Below are 22,155 nucleotides of genomic sequence, written 5' to 3'. Positions count from 1 at the left end.
TCGTGTTGCTCCTCGTACGGATTGTGAGGGTGCCGCCCCGCCACCCGGATGTCCCGGCGGAAGCGGCCTGATCCGGCCTCGGCGCGGACGGCGGCGCTAGTGTCCGGCGCCGGCCGCCATGCGCAGGCCGGTGTTGACCGGCGTGAGCGGCAGCAACTTCTTGCCGGTCGGGCCGATCTGGATTTCGGTGTCCATGGAGGGACAGACGCCGCAGTCGAAGCACGGAGTCCAGCGGCAGTCGTCCTGCTCGTACTCGGTGAGGGCGTCCTGCCAGTCCTGCCAGAGCCACTCCTTGTCCAGGCCGGAGTCGAGATGATCCCAGGGCAGCACCTCGGCCTGCTCCCGCTCCCGCACGGTGAACCAGTCGAGGTCCACTCCGAAGGCCGGCAGCACCTCGGCGGCGGCGTCGACCCAGCGCCGGTAGGAGAAGTGCTCGCTCCAGCCGTCGAACCGGCCGCCGTCCTCCCAGACCCGCCGGATCACCGCCCCGACCCGGCGGTCGCCCCGGCTGAGCAGGCCCTCGATCAGCGACGGCTCGCCGTCGTGGTAGCGGTAGCCGATGGCCCGGCCGAGCGCCCGGTCGGCGTTGATCGCCTGCTTGAGCAGTTTGAGCCGGTTGTCGATCACCTCCGGCCGCTCCATCGGGGCCCACTGGAACGGCGTGTGCGGCTTGGGTACGAAGCCGCCGATCGAGACCGTGCAGCGGATGTCCCGGGAGCCGGTTGCCTCCCGACCCGCCTTGATCACCTCGTGCGCGAGCCGGCCGATCTGGAGGACGTCCTCGTCGGTCTCGGTCGGCAGCCCGCACATGAAGTAGAGCTTCACCTGCCGCCACCCGTTGGTGTACGCGGTGACCACGGTGCGGATCAGATCCTCCTCCGACACCATCTTGTTGATCACCTTACGGATCCGCTCCGAGCCACCCTCCGGGGCGAAGGTGAGTCCGGTCCGGCGCCCGTTGCGGGAGAGTTCCTGGGCCAGCTCGATGTTGAACGCGTCGACGCGGGTCGAGGGCAGCGAGAGCGAGACGTTCGTGCCGGCGTACTGCTCGGCCAGGCCGGAGCACATGTCGCCGATCTCGGAGTGGTCGGCCGACGACAACGACAGCAGACCCACCTCGGAGAAGCCGGAGTATTCCAGCCCTTCCTGCACCATCTGCCCCACGGTGGTGATGGAACGCTCCCGGACCGGGCGGGTGATCATGCCCGCCTGGCAGAACCGGCAGCCCCGGGTGCAGCCCCGGAAGATCTCCACCGCGTACCGCTCGTGCACGGTCTCGGCGAGCGGCACGATCGGCTTCTTCGGGTACGGCCAGGCGTCCAGGTCCATCGTCGTGCGCTTGTGTACCCGGAACGGCACGTCCGCCCGGTTCGGCACGACCCGCCGGATCCGGCCGTCGGGCAGGTAGTCCACGTCGTAGAAGCGCGGCACGTAGACGCTCTCGGTCCGGGCGAGCCGCAGCAGCAGCTCGTCCCGCCCGCCGGGGCTGCCCTCTTCCTTCCAGGTCCGGACGATCTCGGTGATCTCCAGGACCGCTTCCTCGCCGTCGCCGAGCACCGCCGCGTCGAGAAAGTCGGCGATCGGTTCGGGGTTGAACGCGGCGTGCCCACCGGCCAGCACCACGGGGTGCTCGTCGGTCCGGTCGGCGGCCAGCAGCGGGATGCCGGCCAGGTCGATCGCGGTGAGCAGGTTGGTGTAGCCGAGCTCGGTGGCGAACGAGATGCCGAAGAGGTCGAAGGCGCCGACCGGCCGGTGTGCCTCGACGGTGAACTGCGGCACACCCTCGGCCCGCATCAGCCGCTCCAGGTCCGGCCAGACCGCGTACGTCCGCTCGGCCAGCACGTCGGGCTGCTCGTTGAGGACCTCGTAGAGGATCTGCACGCCCTGGTTCGGCAGGCCCACCTCGTAGGCGTCCGGATACATCAGCGCCCAACGGACGACCGCCGACTCCCAGTCCTTGACCACCGCGCCCAGCTCACCGCCGACGTACTGGATCGGCTTGCTCACCTGGGGCAGCAGCCGTTCGAGCTGCGGCCAGACCGTCATCGCCGCTGACCTGCCCGCGACGGACGACGCGGCGCTCATGGAACCTCCCGGAACACTCGGCTGGAACACCGGCAACCACCCAGGGTACGCGCCGCACGTGCGGCCGATCCGACGTCCCCGGTGACCGGCCGTGTCCCGGCTGCCGTCGCAAGATGCTCCGGACCCGTTCCGATCGGCGTTTCCCGGCCCTCCCGGACAGTCGTACGATCCGGCGCGGAACGACCGATTGGTCGGGCGGTACTAACCTCGAACGGGCGCGAGAGGAGAGCCGCACAATGTCCCAGCCGCAGCCGGAGGAGACCGCACCGGCGGGCAGAGCCGTGCCCACCGACCCGCCGAGCCCGGAGACGGCGACCGAGGCGGCCGGTGGTCGGGAGGGTCAGCCGGACGAGGCGGCCCGGCACCACCCGGCGGAGCCGGACGGCCCTGCCGACGCCGTGGACGACATCGATGCCGTCGACCTCGACGACCAGCCGACGCGGCCCACTCCGCCGCCCGGGAACAGCCCCGCCGCACCCACCCCGGCTCAGCACGCACCGAGCGAGCCGTCCCAGGCCGAACCGACCAGGGTCGAGCCGACCAAGGCAGAGCTGTCCCAGGCAGAGCTGTCCCAGGCAGAGCTGTCCCAGGCAGAGCTGTCCCAGGCAGAGCCGTCCCGGACGAACCCGGCCGTTCCGACCGAGGCCGAGACCGAGACCAAGGCCGAGGCCGAGGCCGAGGCCGAGGCCGAGACCGAGACCAACACCAAGGCCGAGACCAAGGCGGCCCAGACGAGCCCGGCCGCTCCCGGCGGGACCGCGACCGAGGCAACGGCGACCCGGGTCGCCACGCCCCGCTGGACCGGCTCGGCGGCCGTACCGCCGCCACGGCAGCGCAGGCGTCGCTGGTTCCGGGGCGACGGCGAGGCAGCCGACGCACCCGCGCCCCAGGATGTCCCGGCCCGGCAGGTCGATCCCACCCTTCAGATGCCGGCGGCGGAGGCCGACGACGAGGAGATCCCCACCCCGGTGGACCCGTGGGCCGGCGTCGCCGACGACCCCTGGCATGCGCACCCACCCGTCGAATACGACATCCCCGCCGGTCCTCCTCCGGCCCCGCAGTTGCCGGTGACCCGGCGGCTTCCCCCGCCGGCCACCTCCCCGCCACCGGCAACACCGCACGCCACCACGCCACCACCACAGGCACCGCACGCCACCACGCCACCACCACAGGCACCGCGCACCACACCACCGCTGACGTCCCGTGCCGCTCCGCCAGCGTCGCCGCCGAACCGGGTCACTCCACCGGCGCCGCCGAGCCGGGCCGCCCGGCCGCCGGCCCCGGCACCGCCCGCCGCGCGGAAACCACCACCGGCCCCCGCAGGCCCGCCACGGCCGCCGAAACAGCGGCGCCGCCCGGCGGACGATCTGGCGCCGGCGCCGCCGGGCTGGCAGGCGCCGCGCGGCTACGTCCCCGTTCCGGTACGCCGCCGGCGGCGCTGGCCCCGCGTCATGCTCACGCTGACGCTGCTCAGCATCGCCTGCTGCTGCGGCATCCCGGCGTACTACGCCAAGCCGATCTGGGACCAGTATCCAGCCTCGCCGGCCGATCCCCTGCCGAGCGAGATCCTCGACCTGCGCCTGCTGGACAACGCGGCCGGCCGGCAGACGGCCGAGCAGCTGAAGCAGGAGGTCCAGGCGCGGAACTGGTTCACCGACGGTGAGGCGTTCGCGGGCGTCTACCGGACCTCGAACGGCAAGCGGGTGGTCATCTACGGCACCACCGGATTCCGGTTCAGCCCGGAATCCGCGGTCCAGGACGAGATCCTCCGGCTTGAGGAGGAGTACGGCGTCACCTCGGTGGAGTCGGTTCCGACCGGCGTGCGCGGCGAGTATCGCAGTTGCGGCACGGGCCGCGCCGACGGCGACGAGGTGGTCGTCTGCACGTGGGCCGACCACGGGAGCCTGGCCACCGCGCTCTTCACCCGGCTGTCGATAACAGACAGTTCCGACCTGCTCACCGCTCTGCGGGAGAGCATCATCCAACGGGACCCGGTCGGCTCGGGCAACGGCAACCCCAGCAGCGGCTGACGCGCCTGCCGGCTACGAGCGCCGCTCCGCGGTGCCCGCCGCCGGCCACGAGAGCGAGCGCACCGCCCGGCGCCCCGGCGCCGGCTACGGGCCGCTGTCCGGCGCCTGGCGGGCCGGCGCGTAGCGGGGCACGTACTCCTGCCCGGTCAGCCGCTGGATCTCCGTCATGATCTCGTCGGTCATCTGCCGCAGCGAGGTCCGGTCGGCGGAGCGGCCGACGAAGTCGAGAGGCTTGCCGAACCGGACGGTCACCTTGCCGGTGCCGAGCCGGGGCACCCGGGCACCGATCGGCTGCACCCGCTCGGTGCCGATCATCCCGACCGGGATCACCGGCACCTCGGCGGCGAGCGCCAGCCTGGCCACCCCGGTACGCCCCCGGTAGAGCCGCCCGTCGGGTGACCGGGTCCCCTCCGGGTAGATCGCGATCAGGTCACCGGCGCGCAGCACCGGAATCGCCCCGTCGAACGCGGAGAGCGCGGCCCGACCGCCGGAGCGTTCCACCCGGATCGCACCGAGGCCGCTGATCACCGAGCGCGTGAACCGACCCCGCAGCCCGGTGCCGGTGAAGTACTCGGCCTTGGCCCAGAAGGCGATGTGCCGAGGCACCACCGAGCCGAGGAAGAGCTCGTCGGCGACGGAGAGGTGGTTGCCCGCGAAGATCGCACCGCCGGTCGCGGGGATGTTCTCCAGCCCCTCCACCGTGGGACGCCAGCCGACCCGCATCGCGGTGCCGACGGTGTATTTGCCGATGGTGTAGAGCAGCGGCACGGGGCCTCCGGCGGTCGAGGTGATCGGGCGCTGTCACGTTAACCGACGGCCGGTCGGTCCGCGTAGGTGACCGTCTTGATCACCCAACCGGACCGACCGGTCCGCCAGCCCCTACCCGGCGGGGCGGGGGATCAGCGACGCCGTACCGCCACCGTCACCCGGGCGCCCTCGCCGACCTCGCCCGCGAACCCGTCCACCCGGTCGGCGACGTCGACCGAGTCGGCCAGCACCTCCCGGGCCACGAACTCCCGGTACGCGTCGACGGCCGCGACGACCTCCGCCGGCCCGGACAGCAGCACGTCGATCCGGTCCGACACGTCCAGGTCCGCCTCCCGGCGGGCCTGCTGCACCACCCGTACGACATCCCGGGCCAAACCCTCGGCGGCGAGTTCCGGGGTGACGGTGGTGTCCAGCACCACCACGCCCTCGCCGCCGGGCAGCGGTGCGGAGTGCTCGGCATCGGCCGGCACCAGCTTCAGCTCGTACTCGCCGGGCTCCAGCCGGATTCCGGCCGCCTCGGGCACCCCGTCGACGAGCGTCCAGTCGCCGGCCTTGACCGCCTTGATCACGCTCTGCACCTGCCTGCCGACCCGCGGCCCGAGCGCCCGGGGCACCACCGTGAGCACCTGCTCGCAGTAGTCGGTCAACTCGTCGCTGAAGGTGACCTCCTTGACGTTCACCTCGTCGGCGATCAGGTCGGCGAAGGGGCGCAGCGTGGCGGCGGCCGGGGTGGCCACGGTCAGCGACGGCAGCGGCAGCCGGACCCGCAGCCCCTTCGCCTTGCGCAGTGACAGCGCCGCCGAGGCGACCGCCCGGGTCGCGTCCATCGCCGCCACCAGCTCGTGGTCGGCGGGGAACTCGGTGCTGTCCGGCCAGTCGGTCAGGTGCACCGACCGTTCCCCGGTCAGCCCGCGCCACACCTCCTCCGTGGTGAGCGGCGCCAGCGGGGCCAGCACCCGGCTCACCGTCTCCAGCACGGTGTAGAGGGTGTCGAAGGCGTCCCGGTCGCCGGACCAGAACCGGTCCCGGGAACGCCGGACGTACCAGTTGGTGAGCGCGTCCAGGAACGACCGGACCGTGCCGCAGGCGCCGGAGATGTCGTAGGCGTCGAGCTGCGCCTGTGCCGTCTCGACCAGCTCCCGGGTCTTGGCCAGCACGTACCGGTCGAGCAGGTTCGCCGAGGTGGTGCGCCGGACCGCCTCGTAGCTCTCGGCGTTGGCGTAGAGCGAGAAGAAGTACCAGACGTTCCAGTACGGCAGCAGGACCTGGCGCACCGAGTCCCGGATCGTCGACTCGCTGACCACCACGTCGCCGCCGCGCAGCACCGGCGAGGACATCAGCGTCCAGCGCATCGCGTCCGAGCCGTAGCTGTCGAACATCTCGTAGACGTCCGGATAGTTGCGCAGGCTCTTGGACATCTTGCGCCCGTCCGAGCCGAGCACGATGCCGTGTACGACCGAGTTGCGGAACGCCGGCCGGTCGAAGAGCGCGGTCGCCAGCACGTGCATGGTGTAGAACCAGCCGCGCACCTGGGGGACGTACTCGACGATGAAGTCCCCCGGGTAGTGGTGCTCGAACCACTCCCGGTTCTCGAACGGGTAGTGCACCTGGGCGAAGGGCATCGAGCCGGACTCGAACCAGCAGTCCAGCACCTCCGGCACCCGGCGCATCGTGGACCGCCCGGTCGGGTCGTCCGGGTTGGGCCGGGTCAGCTCGTCGATGCCGGGCCGGTGCAGGTCGGTCACCTTCACCCCGAAGTCCGCCTCCAGCTCGGCGAGCGAGCCGTAGACGTCGACCCTCGGGTACTGCGGGTCGTCCGACTTCCAGACCGGGATCGGGGAGCCCCAGAACCGGTTCCGGCTGATCGACCAGTCCCGGGCGTTCGCCAGCCACTTGCCGAACGAGCCGTCCCGGACGTGTGCCGGCGTCCAGTTGATCTGCTGGTTCAGCTCGACCATCCGGTCCTTGACCCTGGTCACCGCCACGAACCAGGAGGAGACCGCCTTGTAGACCAGCGGGGTGTCGCAGCGCCAGCAGTGCGGGTAGGGGTGGGTGTAGGTGTCCTGCCGGAGCACCACACCACGCTCCTTCAGCTCCCGGATCACCGACCTGTTGACGTCGAAGACCTGCTCGCCCTGGTAGGGCGGGACGAGCGCGGTGAACCGGGTGTGGTCGTCCACCGTCACGATCGTCGGAATGCCGGCCGCGTTGCACGCCTTCTGGTCGTCCTCGCCGAAGGCCGGGGCGAGGTGCACCACCCCGGTGCCGTCCTCGGTGGTGACGAACTCCGCGCCGAGCACCTGGTAGGCGTTGGGGCCGGCCTGGCCGACGAGGAAGTCGTAGAGCGGGGTGTAGCGGCGTCCGACCAGGTCACGGCCGTGCACCGTGCCGACCTGGGTGAAGCCCTCCAGCTCCTTCGCGTACGCACCGAGCCGGGCGGCGCCGACGACGTGGCGCTGGCCGTCCCGCTCCAGCACCGCGTACTCGATCTCCGGGCCGACGGCGAGGGCGAGGTTGGACGGCAGTGTCCACGGCGTGGTGGTCCAGACCCCGACCCGGACCGGCCCGCGCAGCAGCTCCGGCGCGCCCTCGTCCGGAGTCAGCTCGAACCAGACGGTCAGCGTCGGGTCGTGCCGGTCCCGGTAGACGTCGTCCATCCGGGTCTCGGTGTTCGACAGCGGGGTCTCGCAGCGCCAGCAGTACGCCAGCACGCTGAACCCCTCGTAGACCAGCCCCTTGTCGTGGAGCTGGCGGAACGCCCACATGACGCTCTCCATGTAGTCGAGGTCGAGCGTCTTGTAGTCGTTGCCGAAGTCGACCCAGCGGGCCTGCCGGTTGACGTACCGCTCCCAGTCCCGGGTGTAGGCCAGCACCGAGCTGCGGCAGGCGTCGTTGAACCTGGCCACACCGAGGTCGAGGATCTCCGCCTTGGTGGTGATCCCGAGCTGCTTCTCCGCCTCCACCTCGGCCGGCAGCCCGTGGCAGTCCCAGCCGAAGCGCCGCTCCACCCGCCGGCCGCGCATCGTCTGGTATCTCGGGACGAGGTCCTTGACGTAGCCGGTCAGCAGGTGGCCGTAGTGCGGCAGCCCGTTGGCGAAGGGCGGGCCGTCGTAGAAGACGTACTCGTTGCCGCCGTTCGGGCCGGGGTCGCGGGCCTCGACGCTGGCCTCGAAGGTCTTGTCGGCCACCCAGTGGTCGAGCACGCGCTGTTCGACCGCCGGCAGGTCGGGACTGGCCGGCACGCCCGTGCCGGCGGGAGCGTTCTTCGGGTACGCCATCGCGGGTCGTTCTCCTCGTCGCAGCTCACTCTCCGTGGTCTGCGAGGACGAGCCCTCCGGTACGCCGGAACCGGCGTGCCGCGGACCCGCGGTACCACCCCGCTTGGCGGTCGGGACATCGACCACCCGCTCGTTGGCCGGCTGTGACGGGCCGGTCCCGTCCGGTTCTACTGGGGTGTCTCCACCTGTTCTTCCGGAGGCTCGCCGGTGATGGCCGGGTCGACGCCTGTGCCCGTCAACGATACTCGACCGCCCCGCCGGCACCCACCCGATATCCCTCGGCCGGTGAAACGGCCGGCGGGCGCGGGGCGCCGCGAAATCGGGGAGCGTAAATCGGGTCGCTACGTTAGTCTGCCGCGACAGCACACGGAACGGGGACCGGATGCGTAGCAGATCACTACTGGCCGGCGTGACCACGCTGCTCGTGCTCACCGCCTGCACGTCGCGGCCGGCCCCGGTGCCGAGCCCGACGGCGGCGCCCAGCGTCACCCCCGCGCCACCCGACGGGCCCGAGGCGGTGCTCGCGGCCCTCGCGACGGCGGTCCGGTCCCGGGGCGACGTACCCCCGCCGGAGCTGCTCGCCGAGCAGGAGCTCGGCTCGGTGCAGGTCAGGCCCTGCCGGATGCTCACCGCCGAGGCCCGCCCCGGTGAGTCGTTCACGCCGCCGGAGCCGACCTTCGCCGGACTGGTCGAGGTCAACCCGGTCGCCTCGTTCGCCGGCATCACGCTGCCGACCACGGTCATCGAGGTCACGGTTACCGGGTTCGCCAGTGCGGCCGTGGCGGAGCGGACCGCCGAGCGGGCCCGCTCGGCCCGGTGCCCGGCGGACTTCACCCTCAGCTACACCACCACGAAGGTCCGGCGGGCCAGCACCGCCGTACGGGTTGCTGCCGTCCCGGCCCGGCTGACCACCGGGACGGTACGCGACCCCCGCCCTGCCCCTCAGGTGGGTTACCTGCCCGGCGAGGCACACCTGCTCCTCGCGCACGGTCCGCTGTTGTTGACCGTGGGGGTGCTCAAGTTCGGGCCGGGCACCGACGGCCCGGAGGTGACCGCGCTGGCCCGGGAGACCGCGCTGGAGGTCGCCTCGGCCGCGCTCGCGGCACTCCCACCGAACGGCACGCCGACCGCCAGCCCCTCCTGACCCCTGGGTCGTTCCATTCCCGCCGGATCCGGCCTAGCCTGGGCCTTAACCAGGGAGGTCCACTGTGGCAGATGCTCGTCGCCGCCCGGTCGCGCCCGTGCGCAAGCTCGTCGCCGCCGTGCTGGCCACCTTCGCCACCTTCGTCGTGCTGTTCGGCTTCGGGATGGGTAGCTGGGCGATCGCCGTACTCGGTGTGGCGCTGCTCGCCCTGGCCATCGCGCTGGTGGCGTTCACCGCCGTACGCAGCGGTCCCCGGGCCTGGGTGACCGGCATCGGGCATGTGCACAGCGTCACGGAACCGCCTGCCTCGTCTGCCTTTGGCCGGTGTGAACTACAGATCGTGATCGACGCGCCCGGCGTTCCGGGCCGCTCGGTGCGGATCCGGGACCCCCGGGTGCCGGTGTCGAAGTGGCCGGATCCCGGTGCGACGTTGCCGATCATGGTGGCCATCGACGACCAGCGGCACGTCCGGATCCTCTGGGACGAGGTGCTGACCCACGCCGAGGCGGCGGCGGCCGGTGGCGACCTCCCGCCGGAGTTCCACGATTTCGACCCGCTGGACGACGACATCCTGATCGAGCAGGAGGCGCCGCCGTGGGCACGGAACGGGGGCGACGACCCGTACGCCGCCCGACCGCCTGGCGGCGGCGCCCCGACGGAGGATCTGACCGACGACCTCGCCCCGCTCCGCGAGGACATGGAACCGCTCCGCGAGGACATGGAACCGCTCCGGGACGACCGGGTCGCACCCCGCGAGGAGCCGCTCGTGATGCGCCAGACGCCCGGAGGCACGATCGTCCTGGAGGGGACGGTGGTCGACTCCCCGGCCGCTGCGCCCTTGCCCCGCCGCCCCCGCCCCGGCCCCGGCCCGGGTGGCCGAACCCGGCGGCCCCGTCCCGGTCCGGCTCCGGCCGCCCACGCCCCGCCGGAATCCTCCACGCCCGAAGCGTCGACGGCTGGAACGTCGACGACGGAGCCGGAGGCACCGGTGGGAACGGGCGCCGACGTGGTGCCTGACGGCGTGGCACCCGACGCCGGGAACGGATCCGGCACGTCACCGATCCCGAAGGTCCGCCCCGACATCCGGCAGGAGAATCCCGCCGGCACCCGCCCGGACGACATCGACATTCCCCTGGACGACCCCGCCTTCGCGGACGAGCGGGTAAGCCCGACCGATCCGACCGATCCGACCGATCCGACCGACCCGACCGGAGCGGACGACCCGACCGGAGCGGACGACGAGGCGATTCTTGCCGAGCTGATCGCCACCCAGCCGCCCGCCCGGCTCGGCGGTTCCGCGCCGATCGCCGGGGTCGGCATCACCCTGCTCGTCACCGATCTGGAGCGCTCGGTCGCCTTCTACCGGGACCTGCTCGGCTTCTTCGAGATCGACGGCGGCGAGAGCAACGCGATCCTCGCCTCCGGCGCGACCCGCCTCGTGTTGCGGGCGATCCGCGACGTGGCACCGGTCAACCGGCGCCTGGTCCACCTGAATCTCGAGGTGAACGACGTCACGGCCGTCCACGAGGAGCTGGTCGCCAAGGGTGTGAAGTTCACCTACGCTCCCCGGGCGGTCAACCGGGGCGCCAAGCTCGAACTCTGGGCCGCCTCGTTCCGGGACCCGGACGGGCACGGCATCGCGCTGACCCAGTGGCGCAGCCGGCCAACCGGCTGATCTGCTTCCCGGGCCGCCCCGCCGACCCCGTTCAGCCGAGAATCACCCGACGGACGTGCAGCACATAACCCCAGACGGCGGCGAAGATGAGGCCGAGCGCGCCGAGCGACCAGTGCAGGAGGCCGGCGAGCAGCAGCAGGCCCTGCAGGCCGGTGGCGGCGTACCAGGCCCAGGGCCGGCGCAGGGATCCGGCGACGACGACCGCCAGCACCGCGAGCCCGACGACCGCGCCGATGGCGGTGCCGCCCAGGTCGCCGCCGAGCAGCCGGATCGGCTGGATCGCGAGCAGCAGCACGAGTGTTTGCACGCTCAGGGTCAGGGCGCCGAGACTGCGTACCGTCCGGTCCGGATCCCGCAACCCGGAGGGCCGGCGGCCGGGCGTACCGGTGGAGGCGCCGGGTGCACCCGTCGGTCCGCCGGGATGGACGGAGCCGGTCGCGCCCTGCGGACCTGCTGGACCAGCCGGACCTGCCGGCCCGCCGGGCCCGGCCTGCTCCGTCGGCCGGGCGGAGCCGGCCGACCTGGACGCCTCGTCGGGCGTGGTCATCGCTTCAGCAGCCGTCGCGCATCGGCCACGGTCGCCACCGAGCCCGTGATCAGCACGCCGACCCCGCTCAGCTCGCCCTGCACGTCCGACTCGGCGAGGGCGACGGCGGCCTCGATCGCGTCGGGCAGCTCGGCTGCCACCTCGACCCGCTCCGGCCCGAATACCTCCCCGGCGAGTTCGGCGAGTTCCGCGACCGGCATCGCCCGGGGCGAGCTGTTCCGGGTGACCACGACCGCGTCGACCACCGGTTCGAGCAGTTCGAGCAGGCTTCCGGCGTCCTTGTCCTCCAGCACGCCGACCAGCGCGATCAGCCGGCTGAACGCGAACTCCTCCTGCAGGGCGGTGACGGTGGCCGCCATGCCGTGCGGATTGTGCGCCCCGTCCAGCAGGATCGTCGGTGCCGTCCGGACCCGCTCCAGCCGGCCGGGCGAGTCGGCGGTCGCGAAGCCCTGCCGCACGGTCTCCACGTCGAGCTGGCGGGCGGCGCCGGCGCCGAGGAACGCCTCGACGGCGGCGAGCGCGATCGCCGCGTTCTGCGCCTGGTGCGCTCCGTGCAGCGGCAGGAAGACGTTGTCGTAGACCCCACCGAGCCCCTGTAGCGACAGCACCTGCCCGCCGACCGCCATCGTCCGGCGCAGTACGCCGAACTCGCCGCCCTCGCGGGCGATGGTGGCACCGACCTCGGCGCAGCGTTCCAGGATCGGCTCCGCCGCCTCCTCCGGCTGGACGGCCGAGATCACCGTCGCGCCCTTGTGGATGATTCCCGACTTGGCCAACGCGATGTCCTCGATCGTGTCGCCGAGCCATTCGGTGTGGTCAAGCCCGATCGGCGTGATCACGGCTATCCCGGCGTGCAGCACGTTTGTGGAGTCCTCCGCCCCGCCGAGCCCGACCTCGACGACCGCCACGTCGACCGGGGCGTCGGCAAAGGCCGCGAAGGCGAGCGCCGTGGTCATGTCGAAGTACGTCAGCGGCTCGTCGGCCCGCTCGTCGACGAGCCGGGCCAGCGGTGCCACCTCCCGGTAGACCGAGACGAACCGCTCCTCGTCGATCGGCTCGCCGTCCAGGCTGATCCGCTCCCGGACGGTCTCCAGGTGCGGGCTGGTGTAGCGGCCGGTGTGCAGCCCGAACGCCCGGAGCAGGGAGTCGATCATCCGGGCGGTCGAGGTCTTGCCGTTGGTGCCGGTCAGGTGGATCGCCGGGTACGCCCGCTGCGGGCTGCCGAGCACGTCCAGCAGTTCCTCGATCCGTCCGAGGTCGAAGACCATCCGGGTGTAGCCCCGGGCGGCCAACTCCGCCTCGACCCGGGCGAACTCGGCCGCCCGCTCCGCACGTTCACTCACCGCGATCCCCGCCCCCGCACCGTACGCGCTCGTTCCGGAACCCGCACACCCTCGACCCGCACCACCGCTGGTCAGCCCAGCACGGCGAGGGCGCTGGCGATCCGCTCCAGGTCCGCCTCGGCCGCCGCCAGCCGGGTCCTGATCTTGTCGATCACCGGGGCCGGCGCCTTGTCGAGGAAGGCCTGGTTGTCGAGCTTCGCCCGGGCCTGGCTGATCTCCTTCTCGGCCGCGGCCCGGTCCTTGGCCAGCCGGGCCCGCTCGGCGGCGACGTCGATCGAGCCCCGGGTGTCCAGGGCCACGGTCACCGCGCCGGAGACGGCGAGGGTGGCGCTGGCCCGGAAGTCCGGTGTCGCCTCGTCGAGCCGGGCAAGCGATCGGATCAGCGGCTCGTGCGCGACGATGCCCGCTCCGGCGAGCCCCTCCAGCCGGGCGGCGACCCGCTGCGCCGGCCGCAGCCCCTGGTCGGAGCGGAACCGGCGAATCTCGGTGACCACCCGTTGCAGCTCGGCCACCTCGCGCTCGGCTGCCTCGTCCCGCAGCTCGGGCGCCGCGGCCGGCCAGGCAGCGGTCATCACCGAGACCCCGGCCGGATCGGCGGCGGCGTTTCCGGCACTCGCGTTCCCGGCGCCGACCAGTGCCGTCCAGAGCTCGTCGGTGACGAAGGGCACCACCGGGTGCAGCAGCCGCAACAACTGGTCGAGCACGTGCCCGAGCACCCGGCGGGTGACCTCGGCCCGCTCGCCGCCACCGGCCAGCACCGGCTTGGCCAGCTCGACGTACCAGTCGCAGACGTCGTCCCAGGCGAAGTGGTAGAGCGTGTCGCAGACCTTGGCGAACTCGTACGCCTCGAACTGCTCGTCGACCTCGGCGGTGACCTGCTGCAACCGGGAGAGAATCCACCTGTCCACGGTCGAGAGCCGGGCCGGCTCGGGCAGTTCGCCGGTGACGTGCGCGCCGTTCATCAGGGCGAACCGGGTCGCGTTCCAGAGCTTGTTGCAGAAGTTGCGGGAGCCCTGGCACCACTCGTCACTGACCGGCACGTCCTGGCCGGGGTTGGCGCCCCGGGCCAGGGTGAACCGGGTCGCGTCGGCGCCGTACCGGTCGATCCAGTCCAGCGGGTCGACCACGTTGCCGAAGGACTTCGACATCTTCTTGCCGTACTGGTCGCGGACCATGCCGTGCAGGGCGATCACGTCGAAAGGCTGCCGGCCGTCCATCGCGTACAGGCCGAACATCATCATCCGGGCGACCCAGAAGAAGAGGATGTCGTAGCCGGTGACCAGCACGCTGGTCGGATAGAACTTGGCCAGGTCGGGCGTCTGCTCGGGCCAGCCGAGTGTGGAGAACGGCCAGAGCGCGCTGGAGAACCAGGTGTCGAGCACGTCTGTGTCCTGCGTCCAACCGTCACCGGCCGGCGGCTCCTCGTCGGGGCCGACGCAGACGACCTCGCCGTCCGGGCCGTACCAGACCGGGATGCGGTGCCCCCACCAGAGCTGCCGGGAGATGCACCAGTCGTGCATGTTGTCGACCCAGGCGAAGTACCGCTTCGCCATGTCGGCGGGCTCGATCCTGACCCGGCCGTCCCGCACCGCGTCGCCGGCGGCCCGGGCCAGCGGCCCGGTGTTGACGAACCACTGGAGCGAGAGTCGCGGCTCCACGGTCGTACGGCACCGCGAGCAGTGCCCGACCGCGTGCATGTACGGCCGCTTCTCGGCGACGATCCGGCCCTGTTCGCGCAGGGCGGCGACGATCGCCGGCCTGGCCTCGAACCGGTCCAGCCCCTCGAAGGGCCCGGGAGCGGTGATCACACCCCGTTCGTCCATCACCGTCAGCGACGGCAGATCGTGTCGCTGGCCGATCTCGAAGTCGTTCGGGTCGTGCGCCGGGGTCACCTTGACCATGCCGGTGCCGAAGCTCGGGTCGACGTGCTCGTCGCCGACGATCGGGATCCGCCGGCCGGTCAGCGGCAACTCGACCTCGGTGCCGATCAGGTGCCGGTAACGCTCGTCGTCCGGGTGTACCGCCACCGCAGTGTCCCCGAGCATGGTCTCGGCCCGGGTGGTGGCGACCACCACCTCGTCGCTGTATCGGATCGAGACGAGTTCGCCGTCGTCGTCGGTGTGCTCCACCTCGATGTCGGAGAGCGCGGTCAGGCAGCGGGGGCACCAGTTGATGATCCGCTCGGCCCGGTAGATCAGGCCGTCGTCGTAGAGCCGCTTGAAGATCGTCTGTACGGCCCGGGAAAGCCCCTCGTCCATCGTGAAGCGCTCGCGGTCCCAGTCGACGGAGTCACCGAGCCGGCGCATCTGGCCGAGGATCTTGCCGCCAGAGTCGGCCTTCCACTGCCAGACCCGCTCGACGAACTTCTCCCGACCGAGGTCGTGCCGGGAGAGCCCCTCACCGGCGAGCTGGCGCTCGACAAGGTTCTGGGTGGCAATGCCGGCATGGTCCATGCCGGGCAACCAGAGCGCCTCGTAGCCCTGCATCCGGCGGCGTCGGGTCAGCGCATCCATCAGGGTGTGCTCGAACGCGTGACCCATGTGCAGCGAACCGGTGACGTTGGGCGGCGGGATGACGATGGTGAACGGGGGCCTGTCGCTGTCGGCCGAGGCCCGGAACCGCCCGGCTGCTACCCACTCCTCGTACCGCCGACCTTCTACCTCGCCCGGCTGGTACTGGGCGGAAAGGGTCGGGGCGGGGGCGCGCTCGGTATCCAGAGTCTCGGTCACCCTGGAAGTCTACGAGCCTCCCGCCCGGCGCGTCGTACGCCACCTCCCCGTTCGCTACGGTGGCGCTATGCCCGATGCACCTCGCTCCGACCGGCGTTCTCCGGCCGACTCCGGCGCCATCGAGATCACGTCGGAGCCGATCGTGCTGGCCCAGCGCCCCGGCCCGGACATGGAGCCGGACCCGGGCGCCGAGCGCATCCCCGGGGCCGATTCGGCCCATCCTGTCGGGGCGGTCGACATCACTCCGGTCCCCGGACGCGACGCCGACGCCGGTGAGCCGGCCGAGAGGCCGTCGTCACGGCGCCGGAAGATCGTGCTCGGCTCGGTGCTCGCGGTAGCGGTCGCCGGTGCCGCCGTGATGGGCAGCGCCGGCTGGCGCGTCCTGCAGCAGAAGGACGCCGCTCTCGCCGCTCCGGCCGAGGTGGCCGGGCTCACCCGGGACGAGAGTGAGGGTGCCCGAAGCACTATCGAGTACCTCCGGACGGCCGTCAACGCCGAGATCAACTTTGCGGAGAGCTACGGCGCCGTCTACGCCGATCCGGCCGGGCCCGACCGCAGCGTCCTGCTCTTCGGCGGTACGACCCTCGTCTGGCAGCCCGAGCGCGACCTGGACCGCCTCTTCGAGCTGGCCTCGGAGGAGGACAGCCCGGTCGACGGCATCCGGGAGGTGGACGCGGGCGCCCTGGGCGGAGTCGTAAAGTGTGGCACGGCGCCGGTGCAGGGCGGCGAACACCTCGTCTTCTGCGGCTGGGCCGATCACGGCAGCATCATGATGGGGATGTTCCCGGCCCGCTCCGTCGACGAGTCGGCCACGCTGCTGCGCGACATCCGTAGCGCGATCCTGAGCAGGGACTGACCGTTCCGGAGTCGGGTCGGAATCGGGCCGGGCGCACTCCGGTGGAGTGAATCGGGCCGGAAATGCGAGTGGCGCCACCCGTGTCGGGTGGCGCCACTCCGCTGAAGATGTCCGGCGGTGTCCTACTCTCCCACACCCTCCCGAGTGCAGTACCATCAGCGCTGGAAGGCTTAGCTTCCGGGTTCGGAATGTAACCGGGCGTTTCCCTTCCGCCATAACCGCCGTAACCCTATCAACACAACAAACAACACCCCGGCCACACCCGGGAACACCGTTGTTCGTTTGCTGTGAATCACACAGTGGACGCGTAGCAGCCTTGTAGACAAGTCCTCGGCCTATTAGTACCGGTCAACTGAACCAGTTACCTGGCTTACATCTCCGGCCTATCAACCCAGTCGTCTCACTGGGAGCCTTACCCCCAAACAGGGGTGGGATACCTCATCTCGAAGCAGGCTTCCCGCTTAGATGCTTTCAGCGGTTATCCCTCCCGAACGTAGCCAACCAGCCGTGCCCCTGGCGGGACAACTGGCACACCAGAGGTTCGTCCGTCCCGGTCCTCTCGTACTAGGGACAGCCCTTCTCAAGTATCCTACGCGCACGGCGGATAGGGACCGAACTGTCTCACGACGTTCTAAACCCAGCTCGCGTACCGCTTTAATGGGCGAACAGCCCAACCCTTGGGACCTGCTACAGCCCCAGGATGCGACGAGCCGACATCGAGGTGCCAAACCATCCCGTCGATATGGACTCTTGGGGAAGATCAGCCTGTTATCCCCGGGGTACCTTTTATCCGTTGAGCGACACCGCTTCCACACGCAAGTGCCGGATCACTAGTCCCGACTTTCGTCCCTGCTCGACCCGTCAGTCTCACAGTCAAGCTCCCTTATACACTTACACTCAACACCTGATTGCCAACCAGGCTGAGGGAACCTTTGGGCGCCTCCGTTACCATTTAGGAGGCAACCGCCCCAGTTAAACTACCCACCAGACACTGTCCCTGAACCCGATAAGGGCCCCAAGTTAGATACCCGAACCAACCAGAGTGGTATTTCAACACTGCCTCCACCCATACTGGCGTACGAGCTTCACCGGCTCCCACCTATCCTACACAAGCTAATTCAAGCACCAATGTCAAGCTATAGTAAAGGTCCCGGGGTCTTTCCGTCCTGCCGCGCGTAACGAGCATCTTTACTCGTACTGCAATTTCGCCGGGCCTGTGGTTGAGACAGTGGGGAAGTCGTTACGCCATTCGTGCAGGTCGGAACTTACCCGACAAGGAATTTCGCTACCTTAGGATGGTTATAGTTACCACCGCCGTTTACTGGCGCTTAAGTTCTCAGCCTCGCCCCCCGAAGAGAGCTAACCGGTCCCCTTAACGTTCCAGCACCGGGCAGGCGTCAGTCCATATACATCGAATTACTTCTTCGCATGGACCTGTGTTTTTAGTAAACAGTCGCTTCCCCCTGCTCTCTGCGGCCATACAACGCTCCACCAGCAAGTGGCTTCACGTCTCCGGCCCCCCTTCTCCCAAAGTTACGGGGGCAATTTGCCGAGTTCCTTAACCACAGTTCACCCGATCGCCTCGGTATTCTCTACCTGACCACCTGTGTCGGTTTAGGGTACGGGCCGCTCGGAACTCGCTAGAGGCTTTTCTCGACAGCATAGGATCACTGACTTCACCTGAATCGGCTCGGCATCACGTCTCAACCACATGCACCACGGATTTGCCTATGGTGCGGTCTACACGCTTACCCCGGCACAACCACCGGCCGGGCTCAGCTACCTTCCTGCGTCACCCCATCGCTTGACTACTACCCGCCAGGACCCCACGCTCCCCTGTCTTGGTCCGAAAACCGCCACAGGATCGGATGGTTAGCACAACGAGGTTCATCACGGGCGCTCCTACACGGGTACGGGAATATCAACCCGTTATCCATCGACTACGCCTCTCGGCCTCGCCTTAGGCCCCGACTCACCCAGGGCGGATTAACCTGGCCCTGGAACCCTTGGTCATCCGGCGGAAGGGTTTCCCACCCTTCTTTCGCTACTCATGCCTGCATTCTCACTCGTGCCGCGTCCACAACTCGATCACTCGGCTGCTTCACCCCCGGCACGACGCTCCCCTACCCACCCACACACCTGGATGACATCCAAAAACATCACCAAGCCAACGTGTGAATGCCACAGCTTCGGCGGTGTACTTGAGCCCCGCTACATTGTCGGCGCGGAACCACTTGACCAGTGAGCTATTACGCACTCTTTAAAGGATGGCTGCTTCTAAGCCAACCTCCTGGTTGTCTATGCGACCCCACATCCTTTTCCACTTAGCACACGCTTAGGGGCCTTAGCTGGCGATCTGGGCTGTTTCCCTCTCGACTACGAAGCTTATCCCCCGCAGTCTCACTGCCGCGCTCTCACTTACCGGCATTCGGAGTTTGGCTGATTTCAGTAACCTTGTAGGGCCCCTAGACCATCCAGTGCTCTACCTCCGGCAAGAAACACACGACGCTGCACCTAAATGCATTTCGGGGAGAACCAGCTATCACGGAGTTTGATTGGCCTTTCACCCCTAACCACAGGTCATCCCCCAACTTTTCAACGTTGGTGGGTTCGGCCCTCCACGCGGTCTTACCCACGCTTCAGCCTGCCCATGGCTAGATCACCCCGCTTCGGGTCTAGAACACGCGACTACACGCCCTATTAAGACTCGCTTTCGCTACGGCTACCCCACACAGGTTAACCTCGCCACATGCCACTAACTCGCAGGCTCATTCTTCAAAAGGCACGCCGTCACCCCACCAGAAAACTGGCGCAAGCTCCGACGGATTGTAGGCGAACGGTTTCAGGTACTATTTCACTCCCCTCCCGGGGTACTTTTCACCATTCCCTCACGGTACTCGTCCGCTATCGGTCACCAGGAAGTATTTAGGCTTACCAGGTGGTCCTGGCAGATTCACGGCAGATTTCAGGAGTCCGCCGCTACTCGGGAACATCCACAAAGAAGACCAGGCGCTTTCACCTACCGGACTATCACCGCCTACGGTTGGCTTTTCCACACCATTCAGCTAACACCTGGCTTTGTAACTTCCCGGAGAAGTGTCAGCCTCTCCCACAGAGTCCCACAACCCCGACCACGCAACCCCTGACAGGTATCACACGCAACCGGTTTAGCCTCATCCGCTTTCGCTCGCCACTACTCACGGAATCACAATTGTTTTCTCTTCCTACGGGTACTGAGATGTTTCACTTCCCCGCGTTCCCTCCACACACCCTATGAATTCAGGTGCAGGTGACACCACATGACTGGTGCCAGGTTACCCCATTCGGACACCCTGGGATCACAGCTCGGTTGACAGCTCCCCCAGGCCTATCGCGGCCTCCCACGTCCTTCATCGGCTCCTGGTGCCAAGGCATCCACCGTCCGCCCTTGACAACTTGACCACAAAGATGCTCGCGTCCACTGTGCAATTCTCAACAAACGACCAACCCACAACCCACCACCCCACACCAGCAACCCCCACCAGGAACAACCCCAGCAAGAACCCGGTATGCGAGGCCAGGCCGCACCTGGCAGAAGAACCAACCACCAACATGGTTGTTCCCTCAGGACCCAACAGGATGCTCCACACCCACCACCAGCCGCACCAACCCGGACTTCCACACCACCCCAAAAGATGGCCGTACCACCCGGACCAGCCGCTGCCAGCCGTGAACTAGCCAGTGTCTCCGCCAACGAGCACCCCAACCCGACATCCGCGGGCCACAGGGCTCCTACCCGACCTTCGCCAGGAGGCGCTCCTTAGAAAGGAGGTGATCCAGCCGCACCTTCCGGTACGGCTACCTTGTTACGACTTCGTCCCAATCGCCAGCCCCACCTTCGACCACTCCCTCCCCCGAAGAGGTTAGGCCATGGGCTTCGGGTGTTGCCGACTTTCGTGACGTGACGGGCGGTGTGTACAAGGCCCGGGAACGTATTCACCGCAGCGTTGCTGATCTGCGATTACTAGCGACTCCGACTTCACGGGGTCGAGTTGCAGACCCCGATCCGAACTGAGACCGGCTTTTTGGGATTCGCTCCACCTCACGGTATCGCAGCCCATTGTACCGGCCATTGTAGCATGCGTGAAGCCCTGGACATAAGGGGCATGATGACTTGACGTCATCCCCACCTTCCTCCGAGTTGACCCCGGCAGTCTTCGATGAGTCCCCGGCCGAACCGCTGGCAACATCGAACAAGGGTTGCGCTCGTTGCGGGACTTAACCCAACATCTCACGACACGAGCTGACGACAGCCATGCACCACCTGTGACCGCCCCCGAAGGACCCCACATCTCTGCGAGTTTTGCGGCCATGTCAAACCCAGGTAAGGTTCTTCGCGTTGCATCGAATTAATCCGCATGCTCCGCCGCTTGTGCGGGCCCCCGTCAATTCCTTTGAGTTTTAGCCTTGCGGCCGTACTCCCCAGGCGGGGCGCTTAATGCGTTAGCTGCGGCACAGAGAACCGGAGAGGCCCCCCACACCTAGCGCCCAACGTTTACAGCGTGGACTACCAGGGTATCTAATCCTGTTCGCTCCCCACGCTTTCGCTCCTCAGCGTCAGTATCGGCCCAGAGACCCGCCTTCGCCACCGGTGTTCCTCCTGATATCTGCGCATTTCACCGCTACACCAGGAATTCCAGTCTCCCCTACCGAACTCTAGCCTGCCCGTATCGGCTGCAAGCCCACAGTTGAGCCGTGGGTTTTCACAGTCGACGCGACAAACCGCCTACGAGCTCTTTACGCCCAATAAATCCGGACAACGCTCGCGCCCTACGTCTTACCGCGGCTGCTGGCACGTAGTTGGCCGGCGCTTCTTCTGCAGGTACCGTCACTCACGCTTCGTCCCTGCTGAAAGAGGTTTACAACCCGAAGGCCGTCATCCCTCACACGGCGTCGCTGCATCAGGCTTCCGCCCATTGTGCAATATTCCCCACTGCTGCCTCCCGTAGGAGTCTGGGCCGTGTCTCAGTCCCAGTGTGGCCGGTCGCCCTCTCAGGCCGGCTACCCGTCGTCGCCTTGGTAGGCCATCACCCCACCAACAAGCTGATAGGCCGCGAGCCCATCCCAAGCCGAAAAACTTTCCACACACCACCATGCGGCAGCATGTCATATCCGGTATTAGCCCCCGTTTCCGAGGGTTATCCCAAAGCCTGAGGCAGGTTACTCACGTGTTACTCACCCGTTCGCCGCTCGAGTACCCCGAAGGGCCTTTCCGCTCGACTTGCATGTGTTAAGCACGCCGCCAGCGTTCGTCCTGAGCCAGGATCAAACTCTCCAACAAAAACCAGAGAAATCAAACCCAGCAACAAAAACACTTGCTGCCAAACAAACAAAACCATTTGGCACTGGCATATCAAGCACCCTGTTGAGTTCTCAAAGAACAAACACACACCGAACACGATCCCACCAACAGAACCGCCCCCGGGGCAACTGCTCCAAGCTACCCGTCCGGCCTCGCAGTGTCAAGCCCCAACTTCTGGCTTGGTTGCTTCACCCGATGGGTTCCCGTACTCACGCACACCGGAAGGGTGGTCGCTTCTGTCAGGGAGAGGCCTACAGACCGGCCGATGGCGCCTCGTGGCCCATCCGCCCGGCTCCTGCCGGCCTCGACAACTTTACCCGGTTGGTCTCGCGATCTCAACCTGAATGTCACCTGGTCGA

At 68.5% G+C, this 22,155-nt stretch carries 10 protein-coding genes and 3 rRNA genes; 4 read left to right on the top strand and 9 right to left on the bottom strand.

Translation table 11 applies throughout. The features are described 5' to 3' along the window. Positions 1-96 precede the first annotated feature (96 nt). Positions 97-2,085 carry a TIGR03960 family B12-binding radical SAM protein gene (locus tag ACN28C_RS12765; RefSeq protein ID WP_422773685.1) on the bottom strand — a complete coding sequence of 663 codons (1,989 nt, stop codon included), beginning with the start codon at positions 2,083-2,085 and terminating at the stop codon, positions 97-99. A gap of 236 nt (positions 2,086-2,321) precedes the next feature. On the opposite strand from ACN28C_RS12765, the gene ACN28C_RS12760 reads away from it, so the two are divergent. Continuing rightward, positions 2,322-4,115, top strand: a complete 1,794-nt coding sequence (locus tag ACN28C_RS12760; RefSeq protein ID WP_422773684.1) for a hypothetical protein — start codon at positions 2,322-2,324, stop codon at positions 4,113-4,115. A gap of 84 nt (positions 4,116-4,199) precedes the next feature. On the opposite strand, the gene ACN28C_RS12755 is transcribed toward ACN28C_RS12760, so the two are convergent. Next, positions 4,200-4,883 (bottom strand): lysophospholipid acyltransferase family protein, encoded by a 684-nt coding sequence (locus tag ACN28C_RS12755; protein WP_422773683.1) that lies wholly within the window; start codon positions 4,881-4,883, stop codon positions 4,200-4,202. A 131-nt stretch (positions 4,884-5,014) separates the two neighbouring features. Then, positions 5,015-8,161, bottom strand: a complete 3,147-nt coding sequence (gene ileS / locus ACN28C_RS12750; RefSeq protein ID WP_422773682.1) for an isoleucine--tRNA ligase — start codon at positions 8,159-8,161, stop codon at positions 5,015-5,017. Between the two features lie 382 nt (positions 8,162-8,543). On the opposite strand from ileS, the gene ACN28C_RS12745 reads away from it, so the two are divergent. Next, complete coding sequence (locus ACN28C_RS12745) at positions 8,544-9,305, top strand: hypothetical protein (RefSeq protein ID WP_422773681.1); 762 nt, start codon at positions 8,544-8,546, stop codon at positions 9,303-9,305. 64 nt (positions 9,306-9,369) lie between these two features. After that, positions 9,370-10,980, top strand: a complete 1,611-nt coding sequence (locus ACN28C_RS12740; protein ID WP_422773680.1) for a VOC family protein — start codon at positions 9,370-9,372, stop codon at positions 10,978-10,980. A 31-nt stretch (positions 10,981-11,011) separates the two neighbouring features. On the opposite strand, the gene ACN28C_RS12735 is transcribed toward ACN28C_RS12740, so the two are convergent. The 3 genes from ACN28C_RS12735 to ACN28C_RS12725 form a co-directional block, all read right to left on the bottom strand. Continuing rightward, positions 11,012-11,527 carry a DUF4233 domain-containing protein gene (locus tag ACN28C_RS12735; RefSeq protein WP_422773679.1) on the bottom strand — a complete coding sequence of 172 codons (516 nt, stop codon included), beginning with the start codon at positions 11,525-11,527 and terminating at the stop codon, positions 11,012-11,014. Then, positions 11,524-12,795, bottom strand: coding sequence for a bifunctional folylpolyglutamate synthase/dihydrofolate synthase (locus tag ACN28C_RS12730; protein WP_422774640.1), 1,272 nt, complete (start codon positions 12,793-12,795; stop codon positions 11,524-11,526). The genes ACN28C_RS12735 and ACN28C_RS12730 overlap by 4 nt, the downstream gene beginning before the upstream one ends. Before the next feature lie 146 nt (positions 12,796-12,941). Next, positions 12,942-15,599 carry a valine--tRNA ligase gene (locus ACN28C_RS12725; protein WP_422773678.1) on the bottom strand — a complete coding sequence of 886 codons (2,658 nt, stop codon included), beginning with the start codon at positions 15,597-15,599 and terminating at the stop codon, positions 12,942-12,944. A gap of 67 nt (positions 15,600-15,666) precedes the next feature. Here ACN28C_RS12725 and ACN28C_RS12720 point away from each other — a divergent pair, with 67 nt between their 5' ends. Then, complete coding sequence (locus ACN28C_RS12720) at positions 15,667-16,455, top strand: hypothetical protein (RefSeq protein WP_422773677.1); 789 nt, start codon at positions 15,667-15,669, stop codon at positions 16,453-16,455. A 109-nt stretch (positions 16,456-16,564) separates the two neighbouring features. Here ACN28C_RS12720 and rrf read toward each other — a convergent pair. The 3 genes from rrf to ACN28C_RS12705 all read right to left on the bottom strand — a co-directional run bounded on the left by rrf (position 16,565) and on the right by ACN28C_RS12705 (position 21,775). Next, positions 16,565-16,681, bottom strand: a 5S ribosomal RNA gene (gene rrf, locus ACN28C_RS12715). A gap of 92 nt (positions 16,682-16,773) precedes the next feature. Continuing rightward, a 23S ribosomal RNA gene (locus tag ACN28C_RS12710) occupies positions 16,774-19,896 on the bottom strand. A 362-nt stretch (positions 19,897-20,258) separates the two neighbouring features. Continuing rightward, a 16S ribosomal RNA gene (locus ACN28C_RS12705) occupies positions 20,259-21,775 on the bottom strand. The 16S, 23S and 5S rRNA genes sit together here, the layout of an rRNA operon. Positions 21,776-22,155 lie beyond the last annotated feature (380 nt).

The organism is Plantactinospora sp. WMMC1484 (genome assembly GCF_049315195.1).
Classification (GTDB): Bacteria; Actinomycetota; Actinomycetes; order Mycobacteriales; family Micromonosporaceae; genus Plantactinospora.
Note: the sequence above shows the minus strand (reverse complement) of the source record. Positions and strands in the feature narration are given on the sequence as shown.